The organism is Stenoxybacter acetivorans DSM 19021, assembly GCF_000745895.1.
Classification (GTDB): Bacteria; Pseudomonadota; Gammaproteobacteria; order Burkholderiales; family Neisseriaceae; genus Stenoxybacter; species Stenoxybacter acetivorans.
Genome location: NZ_JQKE01000008.1, coordinates 40,005 through 52,006, shown reverse-complemented (window position 1 = coordinate 52,006; position 12,002 = coordinate 40,005). Strand labels below are relative to the sequence as shown.

Sequence of the window (12,002 nt, the reverse complement as noted above, 5' to 3'; positions counted from 1 at the left end):
GCATATATAAAGTATGATGAATTTCATTGGGGCATTAAGCCAGATGACGTTGAGCCAGCCGATGAATTTCCTGCCATTGTTGTGTGGTGCTAGGGTAATTAAAACGCCATTCACATTCTTTTAAATGTAAATAAAAATGTTCTTTGTGTATGGGTTGCAATCTGTTGAGGTGATGTATTGCTGATTGCCAAAACACTGCCAATTTTTCAGTACCGGTACTATCTAGTGGCGGCACTTCAGAGAAATTCAGCGGGTAGTATTGAAAAGATTCTGCATTCCAATTGCGTTGCTTCCCATCAAAAATTGCAGCCACCAAACCGTGTGGTATGATTTTGCCGCGTATTAATGGCACCCAGTGTGTGCCGGAGCGGTGTTGGCACAATGTCAATAATACTTTACCTTGTTTGATGGTTAGGCCAAAACCCACTAAATGGCCGTGAAATGTAGCCAATGCAGGGTGTTGCCGGAGAATTTCTGTTATGTGTGCGTTGCTTTCCAAAAAACCCGGTTCGGCACCATATTGATAAATTAGGTGGCGTAATTTATTGAAATACAGCGCGGCGGTAGCGGCTTGAACTTCAGCCAAAACAGCAGCTGTTTGCGGCGTTGTGTTGGCAACGAAGAGCTTTATTAATCTATTCTGTTTATCCCAATGCAAACGGCTTTTTTGCATATTGCATTCCTCCGGTTATGTCCGTAGTAGATAGAGGTGTAAACCATTAATTTATTGGATTGTGTTGCATGAGATTGCTTAAGATTTTACTGCGCAAGTAATACGAGCAAGAATCAGCAGTTGGTCAATGGATTGTTGTAAAGCGTTATCCGAGTAGATAAAACAAAGATTTCAGGCAGCCTGAAAACAAGATGGGGCAGTCAATGTGTTGGCTGCCCCGAATTGTATCGATTATTTTTTACTGTAGATTTGATCGAAGACACCACCGTCTGCAAAGAAATGCTGTTGTGCTTGCTTCCAACCGCCAAACTCTTTGTCTATGGTGACTAAATTCAGCGGCGGGAACTGGTCTTTGAATTCAGCCTGCACGGCAGGGTTAGTCGGACGATAGAAATTTTTGGCGATGATGCGCTGAGCATCTTCTGTGTACAAATATTTGAGGTATTCGGTAGCTGCTTCACGTGTGCCTTTGGCATCTGCCACTGAATCCACAACGGCTACCGGCGGCTCGCACAAAATAGACAAAGAAGGCGTAAGAATCTCAAATTGGTCGCCGGCTTCTTTAACCGCCAAATAGGCTTCATTTTCCCAAGCCAAAAGCACATCACCCAAGCCGCGCTGAGTAAAAGAAATGGTAGAACCGCGTGCTCCGGTATCCATTACCGATACGCGGTTGTAAATGTCAGCCACAAATTTTTTCGCGGTTTCGTCACTGCCGCCCGGCAAGTGTTTGGCATATGCCCATGCTGCCAAGAAATTCCAGCGTGCACCGCCGGAGGTTTTTGGATTCGGGGTAATAATTTCTACGTTGCCCTTGGTTAAATCGTTCCAGTCTTTGATGTTTTTCGGATTGCCTTTGCGCACCAAAAAGACAATGGTCGAGGTATAGGGTGTGCTGTTGTCCGGCAGTGTTTTTTGCCAGCCAGGGTTAATCAATTGTTTACTGCCGTCGTTTAGCGCATCAATATCGCCTGCCAATGCCAGTGTTACGACATCGGCTTTCAAGCCGTTTTGTACAGCCAATGCTTGTTTGCCGGAGCCGCCGTTGGATTGTTGAATGGTTAAGTCTTGTCCGGTTTTCTGTTTCCAATATTGTTGGAAAATCGGATTGTATTGCTGATAAAGCTCACGCGTGGGGTCGTAGGACACATTCAAAATAGATACTTCGCTTTTTACAGGTTTGCTTGCTGCTTCATCGGAAGCATTAGAAGCATTATTTGATTGGTCAGTATTTTGACCGCAAGATGCCAATGCCAAGATTAAAGGCAAAGCCAGCCACAGTGATTTCGTTTTCATGTTTTGCTCCGGTTGTTAATTTCGGTGAAGCAATGTAACACGGATGATTATGGAAACTAAATACTGTTTTTTTGTTTGTTTATAACGAAAAATGCTGAATGGATTTTGACTTGGATTTTCAGGCAGCCTGAATATTGTGTGGTTTAAAAGGCTGCTTGGAAAGCATTGGGTTGTTTGAAAATCATCTGTGAATGCGGCACTTTAATCCACAGTATAAAGAGCAAAAATATCTGGTTTTTTGCAAATCAGAGTATTCAATATTGATTGATTGGGATAACGGTGCGTACTGTTTTCTTTGATTGATTAAATAAAAAGGACTGAAATCTTGTGCAATACAAAATTCAGTCCTTGTAAATCATTTGATTTAACAGCACAGCTTTAAAAGAGCTTTACGATGTCTCTTTTTCGCCTTGTTCCTGCCGCCGGTGTTTTTCCATCATTTCCCGATACCAGCGTGGGTGGTGTTTTTTTGCCCACTCTTGGCTGACTACACCTTCAACCATAGAAGGAATCGTGCCTTTAACCCAAATGGCGGCATAAACGTGAATGATGATGCCGGAAATTAAAACCACGGCAGCGCAGCAGTGTACTAAAAGCGCGATTCGGATCAGCGGAATTGGGAATAAGGGCGCGAAATAAGGCCGCCATATGATGATGCCGGAGATAAACAATAATGCCACACACGCACTCATCAGCCAGAACATGGCTTTTTGACCGCCGTTGTATTTGCCGATGTCGCCGACTTCATGTCCTTTTAAAATGGTTTTGACCGATTTCAGCCATCTCACGTCTTCTTTATCCAAGAAATTATGCCGCCAATAGCGGAGAAACAGGATAAAAAAGCCGATAAACATCACGATGCCGATAAACGGATGAAAAATCCGCGCCAGCTGTGGTGATCCGAAGATGTTGGTCAGCCAGAAGAAGGATGAGTAAAAAAAGCCTAAGCCTGATATTGCCAGCAGAACAAAGCAGCCCGCCACTACCCAGTGATTAATCCGTTCGGCGCGTTTATAGCGTTGTAACAGAGGTTGTTGTTTCATTATGCTTCCTCCTTGCCCGGTAAAGTATCGCCGTCTTTACCGATAACAGGTGTTTCTTCTTCGTCGGCGCGGTTAGGACCGACAGTGATGTAGTGCAGCCAGCCGATGAATCCAGCTGCGGCAATGCCGATTGTTGCCAGCGGTTTCAGTATGCCTTTCCACAAACGCACGGTGGGGCTGATTGAAGGATTTTCAGGCAGCCCGTGATAAAGCTGCGGTTTATCAGCATGGTGCAAAACATACATAACGTGTGTGCCGCCCACGCCTTGCGGATCGTAGAGCCCTGCGTTGGCAAAGCCTCGTGTGTTCAATTCGGCAACGCGCTCGGCGGCAACCTGTTTCATGGCTTCTTTGCTGCCAAACTGAATTGCACCGGTAGGGCAGGATTTGGCGCAAGCAGGTTCTTGACCAACGGCCACTCGGTCTGAGCACAAAGTGCATTTGTAAGCGCGGTTGTCTTTTTTGGAAATACGCGGGATATTAAACGGGCAGCCGGAAACACAATAGCCGCAGCCGATACAATTTTCTTGATGAAAATCAACAATTCCGTTTTCGTATTGAATAATTGCACCGGGCGATGGGCAGGCTTTCAGGCAGCCGGGATCGCTGCAGTGCATACAGCCGTCTTTGCGGATTAACCATTCCAGTTTGCCGTTTTCTTCGGTTTCGGAAAAACGCATTACTGTCCAGCTGTCGGCGGTTAAATCAATTGGGTTGTCATACACGCCAATGTTTTCACCGACTTTATCACGAATATCGTTCCACTCTGAACAAGCGACTTGGCAGGATTTGCAGCCGATACAGGTAGATACATCAATCAGTTTTGCCACTTCAATGGGCTGCCGCGCCTTGGGCGGCGGGGTCATGCCGCTGGTGGCTGAGCGGCGTTTAATGTCTAATGATTGTAAAGCCATTTTTTCCGCTCCTTACGCTTTTTCGATGTTGCACAAAAAGGTTTTGTATTCAGGTGTTTGTGTGTTGCAATCGCCGACAAACGGGGTGAGTGTATTGATGAGGTATTGCTTTCTGCCGCTCACGTTCACCCAGCCGCCGTGCAAGGGAATGCCCACTTGATGCACGGTTTTGCCGTCAATTTGCAAGGGTTTGACACGCTTGGTTACCACTGCTTTGGCTTGAACTGCGCCGCGTATGGTGCTGATTTTCACCCAATCACCTTTGGCAATGCCTTTTTCTTTTGCCAATTCTTCGCTGATTTCAATGAATTGCTCCGGCTGAGCGATCATCAGCAATTTCACTGATTTCGTCCAAAATTGGAAGTGTTCGGTGAGCCGATAAGTAGTACCAACGTAAGGGAATTGCTCTTTTTTACCCAAACGACTTTTCACGCTGTCGAACAGGCGTACAGCAGGTGAATTCAATACTTTCGGATACATTAAATTTTTGCCGACAGGCGTTTCCATGGGCTCATAGAAAGTGGGGAAAGGACCGTCCACCATTTTTTGAGTGCAGAATAAACGGCCGACACCTTCTTCTGCCATGATAAACGGATTCATACCGCTGCCCGGTGCTTCATCGGCTTTGAAGTCAGCAACGTCTGCGCCTGTCCATTTTTTGCCGTCCCATTTAATCAAGACTCGGTGTGGATTCCAAGGCTTGCCTTGCGGGTCGCAAGAGGCACGGTTGTACAATACCCGCCGATTTGCCGGCCAAGCCCACGCCCAATTTGGGGTGTTGCCCAAGCCGCTGTCGGTGTTATCGCGGCGTGCCATTTGGTTGCCATTTTTTGTCCATGAACCAGCAAAAATCCAACAGGCGCAAGCGGTGCTGCCGTCGTCTTTTAATTGTGAGAATGCGTCCAATTGCTGACCTTTGGCAACAATGACATTGCCTTTGTCGTCTTTGATGTCTGCCAATGCCCAGCCATTGGATTCTTTGCCGGTTTCTTCCGGCTGCGGTGAATGAGGGTTCTTATATTGCCAATCCAAATTCAGAATAGGTTCGGGTGATTTGCCGCCTTCTTTGGCATACAAGTCTTTCAGCCGCAACATTAATTCTGCCATGATTTCCAAATCAGGCAGGGCTTCGCCCGGTGGTTCTGCACCCGCCCAGTGCCATTGCAGCCAGCGTGAAGAATTAACAATTGAACCTGCTTCTTCGGCAAAGCAGGGGGTTGGCAAACGGAATACCGTGGTTTGGATTTGTTTGGGATCAACATCGTGGGCATCGCCATGATTTTGCCAGAAAGTAGCGGTTTCGGTATCCAGCGGATCCATAACCACCAACCATTTCAGTTTGGCAAAGGCTTCTGTTACACGGTTGGAATCGGGAAATGATCCCATGGCATTAAAGCCTTGCACCAATAAGCCATTCATTTGCCCTTGGTACATCATTTCCACCATTTGCAGCACGTCGTACATTTTGTCCCATTTGGGCAGCCAATCGTAGCCCCAGTTGTTTTCCTTGGTTGCTGCATCACCGAAGAACCATTTGAGCAGGCTCACCATGAATTTGGGCGTATTGCTCCAGTAGTTCAATTGGTTTGGGCGCAGGGCTTTCGGCGTTTGTTTTGCCAAATAATCTTCAAAAGTGGGATGCGCTTTTTCGTTGGGCAAAGATAAGTAACCCGGCAGGCTGGTGGACAATAAGCCTAAATCAGACAGACCTTGAATATTGGAGTGTCCGCGTAAGGCGTTTACGCCTCCGCCCGCGACACCAATATTGCCTAAAATCAATTGAATCATTGCCATGGTGCGAATGTTTTGCGCACCGTAAGTGTGTTGTGTCCAACCTAAGGCGTATAAAATTGTACCCGCTTTGTCTTTGGCAGATGTTGCACCCAAGGCTTCACATACTTTTAAGAAGTCTTCAATGGGTGTACCGGTAATTTTGGTCATCATTTCCGGTGTGTATTGGGCGTAATGTTGCTTCATCATTTGCCACACACAGCGCGGATGCTGCAAGGTTTCATCAATTTTGGCGTGCCCGTTGCCGTCGAGTTCATACACCCAAGTGCTGTTGTCGTAGCCGCTTTGTGTGGTTTCACGATCGCTTTGGTAGTCGGCATGGCCGGAGAATAAACCGTCATGAAAACCAAAGCCTTCAGACACAATAAAACTGGCATTGGTGTAGTTTTTAACGTAGTCCCATTGAACTTTATCGTTTGCCAATAACCAATTGATAACTGCGCCTAAAAAGGCAATATCCGTACCTGATCGTATCGGTAAATAATGATCGGCAACGGCAGCGGATCGATTAAAGCGCGGGTCGCACACAATCAATTTTGTACCATTGCGCTTTTTGGCTTCAATCACCCATTTAAAGCCGACAGGGTGTGCTTCGGCGGCGTTGCCGCCCATGATTAAAATGAAATCTGAATTTTGAATATCAACAAAAGTGTTGGTCATCGCCCCGCGCCCGAATGTGGACGCCAAGGCGGATACAGTGGGACCATGACACACCCGTGCTTGGGAGTCTGTGCCCACCAGACCCAAGGATCGCATGAATTTTTGGGTGAGAATACCGGTCTCATTAGAACTGGCGGAGGCACACAATAAACCGACACTTTCCAAGCGATTAATCGGTATTCCGTCGGCGTTTTTCTCTTTTAAATTGGCATCGCGTTCGTCTTTGAGTAAGCGTGCAATGCGGTCGAATGCTTCGTGCCAGCTGATTTGCTTCCATTCATTGCTGCCTGCTTCGCGCACTTCAGGAAACAACACACGGTTTGGGCTATTGACAAAATCAATCAAAGACGCGCCTTTGGGGCATAAACTGCCGCGGCTGACAGGATGATCGGGGTCGCCCTCAATGTGGAAGATTTTGCGTTTGGCGTTTCGCGCACCATCGCCCAGACTGTAAATCAGCGTGCCGCAGCCAACGGAGCAGTAAGTACAATTATTACGCGCTTCAATGGCACGCGTTAATTTATATTGCCGAACTTCCGCCCACGCATTGGCGGGTAAAGCCCCCAGCACTGCCAGCGAAGTCGCACCCGCGCCCGCTGCCGTTACTTTGAAAAACTGGCGTCTGGTCAGATTCATGGTTGTGTCCTGTTTGATATTTTTATTGTGGGTTTTATCATAAGATATTTGATATTGTTATTGATTGTATTGCGGCAGGTTTGTTTTGTGTTTTACCCAGCCGTTGCCGGCGTATTGATTTTCAGGCAGCCACAGATGTAGATGTAGGTTGCGTTAATGAACTGTTGAATATGCCGTAGTTATACCAAATAGTTTAAGCTGATTTGCCTATTCAGTACAATCGCTCACATTACTATTTCAATTGCCTTGATTTGTTTTAACAATTCACCGAAGCTTTTTAATAAACAATCAGGCGGTTTATTCATTGCTGAAGCGTATTTGTTATGTATTCAAAATTTCCTGTTGTTTAATCAGTAATTCTTGAATGCCTTTTTTTGCCAAATCAATCAATTGCTGCAAAGTGTTTAAGTCAAATGGTGCGCCCTCCGCCGTTCCTTGAATTTCAATCAGCTTGCCCGAAGCGGTCATAACAATATTGACATCACAATCACAGCCGGAATCTTCGGGGTAGTCTAAATCAAGTAACGGCATACCGCCGACCACACCCACAGATACGGCGGCAAGTGCTTCGCGAGTGGGATTGGTTGGTATCACTTTTTGTTCAGTCAATCGCATAATTGCCATTTTTAAGGCAATAAATGCACCGGTGATTGCTGCTGTGCGTGTGCCGCCGTCAGCCTGAATAACATCGCAGTCAATCAGAATTTGCCGTTCACCCAATAGTGTCAGGTCGGTTACCGCACGTAAAGAGCGGCCGATTAAGCGTTGGATTTCTTGGGTGCGCCCGCCTTGTTTCCCTGCGGCGGCTTCACGGCGTGTTCGAGTGGCGGTGGCGGCAGGCAACATACCGTATTCTGCCGTTATCCAACCTTGATTTTTGCCGCGTAAAAATGGCGGCACATTCGGGTCAATGCTGGCGGTACAAATCACTTTGGTGTTGCCGAATTCTATGAGGCAAGAACCGTCTGCGTGGGGGAGGAAGTTGGGTGTGATGCGCACTTCACGCATGGCGTTGTTGGCGCGGGTGCTGCGGATAAAAGGGGTGTTGTTCATAGAAATTTTGCTGTAAATAAAAATATATGGTGTGTTCAGTATGCACAATAACAGGTTTTTACCAACCGTGCATCTGCGGCTGCCGATAAGAAAAGACAAGTGTTTGGTTGATTTTTGTGATGCGGTTTTGCGGTACTCAGGCTGCCTGAAAATTCAGGCAGCCTGAGTTTTATCTGCTGCTTAAAAAATTATTACTTACTTAAACTATTTAATTAACATTGACTTAAAACGGTTTGTTCATTTATAGTGGGGCAAAGTGTTATAAAGTGTCGAAAAGTATCGAGAAGTGGGGTATATTTGACACCGTGTGGTTTTGGATTGACGAAACATAAGGCTGAAACATGTTTGGCGGCGCGTATGAATTAAGCATTGACAGCAAGGGGCGTTTGGCAATTCCCGCCAAATTCCGCGATCTGTTGGCGCGCCATTATTCTTCGGTTTTGGTCGCTACTTTGGAGCGGCGCACGCATTTATTGCTGTATCCGGAAACACAATGGAGAACAGTTGAATCGCAGCTTTTGGCATTACCTACAGCAGGCAATAAGGTGTTGCAGGCGTATCAAAATTTATTGCTGCACAATGCCGATACCGTGGAATTAGACAGTGCGGGGCGGGTGTTGTTGTCGCCGAATCTGCGCCGATTGATGGCGTTTGATAAAGAAGTGTATGTGGTTGGGCGTTCCAACCGTTTGGAAGTGTGGGGCAGAGCATGTTGGGAAGAGCAAAACAATGCTGCTTTGGATATGGACGAAGATATGCTTGCCGCTGAATTGAGTAAAACCCAATTACAACTATGAGTGAAGCCAAACAAACATACCAACACATCACCGTATTGCTGCATGAGGCGGTTGCCGCGTTGAATATTTATGCCGACGGCGTTTATGTGGACGGTACATTCGGGCGCGGCGGGCATTCGCGCTTGATTTTGACTCAATTGGGTGCGGCAGGGCGTCTGCTGGTATTCGATAAAGACCCGCAAGCGATTGCGGCGGCAAATGAGTTGGCAGCACAAGATAAACGCGTAACGGTGATACACGATGGTTTTGCGCAGCTGCAATCCGCATTGGCACAACGCAATATCGAAAAAATAGACGGATCATTGTTTGATTTGGGTGTGTCATCACCGCAAATCGATGAGGCTGATCGCGGTTTCAGTTTTCGGTTTGATGCGCCTTTAGATATGCGTATGGATACCACACGCGGCATGTCGGCAAAAGAGTGGTTAAACAGTGCCGATGAAGCAGACATACAAGAAGTGATTAAAAATTACGGTGAGGAACGGTTTAGCCGTCAAATTGCACGGGCGATTGTTGCCGAGCGCAGCGTTACACCATTGACCACCACTGCACAATTAGCACGTTTGGCGGCAAGAAATGTAAAAACCCGCGAACGCGGACAAGATCCGGCAACACGTACTTTCCAAGCCATTCGTATTTTTATTAACCGTGAATTGGAAGAAATCAGCGCGGTGCTGCCGCAAGCCGCAGGCTGCCTGAAAGTAGGCGGACGGTTAGTGGTGATTGCATTTCATTCTTTAGAAGATCGCATTGTCAAACAGTTTATGCGTCAACACAGCACGCCCGCGCCTTTACCACGCTGGGCAGCAGTGAAAGAAGCCGATCGCGAGCAGCCGCCTTTGCGCTTAGTCGGCAAAGCCGTGCGGGCAACATCGGCAGAAATTGAGGGCAATCCGCGTGCCCGTTCCGCAGTACTGCGGACGGCGGAGCGGACAGAGGGGGTGTTTTATGGGTAAATTGAATTTGGCACTGTATGTTTTAACGTTGGTTTCCGGCTTTGCAATGGTTCATATGCGCTCTGATTTGAGTCAGGCCTATGTGCAATTGTTAAAAGAGCAGAGAAAAGAAGTGTTGCTGAACGAAGATTTTAATCGTTTGAAGTTGGCGCAAGCACAATTGTCTGAATCGCATTTGATTCAAGCGAATGCCGCCAAGCAGCAGTTGCATTTGCCCGGGTTGGGTGAAACGCGAATCATTGATGCAGTCTTGGGAAGATAATCCCAATTATCAATTACTTCAAATGGTTGTAAATATGTTGGCAGTCATAATGATTGCTCGTTAAACGGACACGAAGAAAGAAACAACAGGTTTTAATGCCATGTTAATCAAAAACGACTATAAGCCGCAAATGCTGTCTGAAAGGCCAAAACCAGCCATATCGCCGGAAAACCATCGCATTAAATGGGTGCTGCTGTTTTTGGTGTTGCTGTTTACTGCTTTGCTGATACAAGGTTCTTATTTACAAGTTGTTGAGCACCCCAAGCTGGCGGCAGAGAGTAATAATCGGGTGATGCGTACCATTTCGCTGATGGCAGCGCGCGGTGCTATCCATGATCGCAATGGAGAAGATTTGGCGATTAGTGTGCCCGTGGATACCTTGTATGCCAATCCTGAACAAATAACTCAATTGCCTGATGATAAGCGGTTGGCTCAATTGTCGGCATTGATTGGTGTACCGACCGATACTTTGCGTGACCGCTTAAGCCAGAAAAATAAAGCATATGTGAGTCTGAAACGGCAGTTGCCGATTGAAACCCGCCGTCAAATAGAGGCATTGAATATCCCGGGCTTGGCTTTTGAGAAAGAGAGTAAACGGCACTATCTGAGCGGTGAGGTATTTGCTCACGTAATCGGTTTTACCAATATTGACGGGGTGGGGCAAGAGGGCTTGGAATCGGCCTACGAAAATACCCTGCATGGGCAAGATGGTGTGAAAGCAATTTTGCGCGACAACAGAGGCAATGTTGTTGACAGCTTGAACTCGGTTCACAACCGTGCGCCGCAAAACGGCAGTGATTTGTTTTTATCTTTGGACCAGCGCATTCAATCTTTGGCTTATGCTGAATTGAACAAAGCGATGGCGCATTATCAAGCCAAGGCGGGTAGTGTGGTGGTATTAGATGCCAAAACGGGCGAGGTGTTGGCATTGGTAAACGCGCCGACATATAACCCCAATCAGCTAAACAACAGCGATGGCGAAAGCCGCCGAAACCGTGCATTAACCGACCAGTTTGAGCTGGGCAGTGTGATGAAACCGTTTGCCGTTGCCAAAGCCTTGGATTCAGGCAAGGTTTTTCCGCAAACCCGCTTGGATACGCGCCCGTATTTTATTGGCAGCAAACGCATTAGTGATACGCATGATTATGCTTCTTTAGATGTGAGCGGTGTGATTCAAAAATCATCTAATGTCGGCACGAGTAAATTGTCTGCGCTGTTTCGTCCGGAGCAAATGCATCAATTTTACCGAGCGGTTGGTTTTGGTGAATCCATAAAGTCAGATTTTCCGGGAGAAACACGAGGAAAATTGCGTGATTGGCATCAATGGAGGCCGATTGATCAGGCAACCATGTCGTATGGTTACGGCGTACAAGCCAGCTTATTGCAATTGGCGCGGGCTTATACTATTTTTACTAATGACGGCAGATTATTGCCGGTGAGTTTTGTGAAGCTGGACAATATCCCAAAAGGTGAACCGATAACTCAAGAAGAAACCGCGCGGCAGATGCGAAAAATGCTGGCAGCGGTAACCGAACGAGGCGGTACGGGAACACAAGGCGCAATATCCGGCTTTAAAGTAGCGGGTAAAACCGGCACGGCGCGTAAATTAGTCAATGGACAATATGCCGAAAATAAACACATGGCAACATTTGTGGGTTTCGCGCCGGCGGATAATCCGCGTGTTATTGTGGCGGTGAATATTGATGAACCCAGTGCCAATGGTTATTACGCCGGTGTGGTGTCCGGTCCCGTGTTCAAGAATGTGATGGCAGGCAGCTTGAATCTTTTAGGTGTGTTGCCGGATATGCCAGCTGCCAATAAATCGCGCGTATTGGCGCAACGATAATGCTATTTTGTATTTTCACGAAAGTTCTTCAAAAAACAGGTAGAATACACACCTGAATAATGAGTAAACAGAATA

The 12,002-nt window shown here is 46.9% G+C and carries 10 protein-coding genes; 4 read left to right on the top strand and 6 right to left on the bottom strand.

Annotated features, from left to right (window positions below; translation table 11 throughout):
• Positions 1-34 precede the first annotated feature (34 nt).
• The 6 genes from Q384_RS01120 to rph all read right to left on the bottom strand — a co-directional run bounded on the left by Q384_RS01120 (position 35) and on the right by rph (position 8,066).
• Positions 35-673, bottom strand: coding sequence for a hypothetical protein (locus Q384_RS01120; RefSeq protein ID WP_037585417.1), 639 nt, complete (start codon positions 671-673; stop codon positions 35-37).
• A 231-nt stretch (positions 674-904) separates the two neighbouring features.
• Positions 905-1,969, bottom strand: a complete 1,065-nt coding sequence (locus Q384_RS01115; protein ID WP_037585416.1) for a sulfate ABC transporter substrate-binding protein — start codon at positions 1,967-1,969, stop codon at positions 905-907.
• Between the two features lie 389 nt (positions 1,970-2,358).
• Positions 2,359-3,012: a formate dehydrogenase subunit gamma gene (locus Q384_RS01110; protein WP_037585415.1), complete on the bottom strand. Its 654-nt coding sequence runs from the start codon at positions 3,010-3,012 to the stop codon at positions 2,359-2,361.
• Positions 3,012-3,926: a formate dehydrogenase subunit beta gene (fdxH, locus tag Q384_RS01105; RefSeq protein WP_037585414.1), complete on the bottom strand. Its 915-nt coding sequence runs from the start codon at positions 3,924-3,926 to the stop codon at positions 3,012-3,014. Before fdxH ends, Q384_RS01110 begins: the two co-directional genes overlap by 1 nt.
• Positions 3,927-3,938: 12 nt before the next feature.
• Entirely contained in the window at positions 3,939-7,013 is a 3,075-nt protein-coding gene (gene fdnG / locus Q384_RS01100) for a formate dehydrogenase-N subunit alpha (protein ID WP_084224346.1), read from the bottom strand.
• Between the two features lie 321 nt (positions 7,014-7,334).
• Positions 7,335-8,066, bottom strand: coding sequence for a ribonuclease PH (gene rph, locus Q384_RS01095; RefSeq protein WP_037585413.1), 732 nt, complete (start codon positions 8,064-8,066; stop codon positions 7,335-7,337).
• A 341-nt stretch (positions 8,067-8,407) separates the two neighbouring features.
• On the opposite strand from rph, the gene mraZ reads away from it, so the two are divergent.
• The 4 genes from mraZ to Q384_RS01075 all read left to right on the top strand — a co-directional run bounded on the left by mraZ (position 8,408) and on the right by Q384_RS01075 (position 11,927).
• Positions 8,408-8,863, top strand: a complete 456-nt coding sequence (gene mraZ / locus Q384_RS01090) for a division/cell wall cluster transcriptional repressor MraZ (protein WP_037585412.1) — start codon at positions 8,408-8,410, stop codon at positions 8,861-8,863.
• On the top strand, positions 8,860-9,819 hold the full coding sequence (gene rsmH, locus Q384_RS01085) for a 16S rRNA (cytosine(1402)-N(4))-methyltransferase RsmH (protein WP_037585411.1): 960 nt from the start codon (positions 8,860-8,862) through the stop codon (positions 9,817-9,819). The genes mraZ and rsmH overlap by 4 nt, the downstream gene beginning before the upstream one ends.
• On the top strand, positions 9,812-10,081 hold the full coding sequence (gene ftsL, locus Q384_RS01080; protein WP_037585410.1) for a cell division protein FtsL: 270 nt from the start codon (positions 9,812-9,814) through the stop codon (positions 10,079-10,081). Before rsmH ends, ftsL begins: the two co-directional genes overlap by 8 nt.
• A 100-nt stretch (positions 10,082-10,181) precedes the next feature.
• Positions 10,182-11,927, top strand: a complete 1,746-nt coding sequence (locus Q384_RS01075; RefSeq protein WP_037585409.1) for a peptidoglycan D,D-transpeptidase FtsI family protein — start codon at positions 10,182-10,184, stop codon at positions 11,925-11,927.
• Positions 11,928-12,002: the final 75 nt, after the last annotated feature.

Excerpts from the sequence above, each read along its gene's own strand:
- fdnG (WP_084224346.1), bottom strand. The coding sequence starts at position 7,013 with ATGAATCTGACCAGACGCCAGTTTTTCAAAGTAACGGCAGCGGGCGCG.
- mraZ (WP_037585412.1), top strand. The coding sequence starts at position 8,408 with ATGTTTGGCGGCGCGTATGAATTAAGCATTGACAGCAAGGGGCGTTTG.
- Q384_RS01110 (WP_037585415.1), bottom strand. The coding sequence starts at position 3,012 with ATGAAACAACAACCTCTGTTACAACGCTATAAACGCGCCGAACGGATT.
- Q384_RS01120 (WP_037585417.1), bottom strand. The coding sequence starts at position 673 with ATGCAAAAAAGCCGTTTGCATTGGGATAAACAGAATAGATTAATAAAG.
- rsmH (WP_037585411.1), top strand. The coding sequence starts at position 8,860 with ATGAGTGAAGCCAAACAAACATACCAACACATCACCGTATTGCTGCAT.
- rph (WP_037585413.1), bottom strand. The coding sequence starts at position 8,066 with ATGAACAACACCCCTTTTATCCGCAGCACCCGCGCCAACAACGCCATG.
- fdxH (WP_037585414.1), bottom strand. The coding sequence starts at position 3,926 with ATGGCTTTACAATCATTAGACATTAAACGCCGCTCAGCCACCAGCGGC.
- Q384_RS01115 (WP_037585416.1), bottom strand. The coding sequence starts at position 1,969 with ATGAAAACGAAATCACTGTGGCTGGCTTTGCCTTTAATCTTGGCATTG.
- Q384_RS01075 (WP_037585409.1), top strand. The coding sequence starts at position 10,182 with ATGTTAATCAAAAACGACTATAAGCCGCAAATGCTGTCTGAAAGGCCA.
- ftsL (WP_037585410.1), top strand. The coding sequence starts at position 9,812 with ATGGGTAAATTGAATTTGGCACTGTATGTTTTAACGTTGGTTTCCGGC.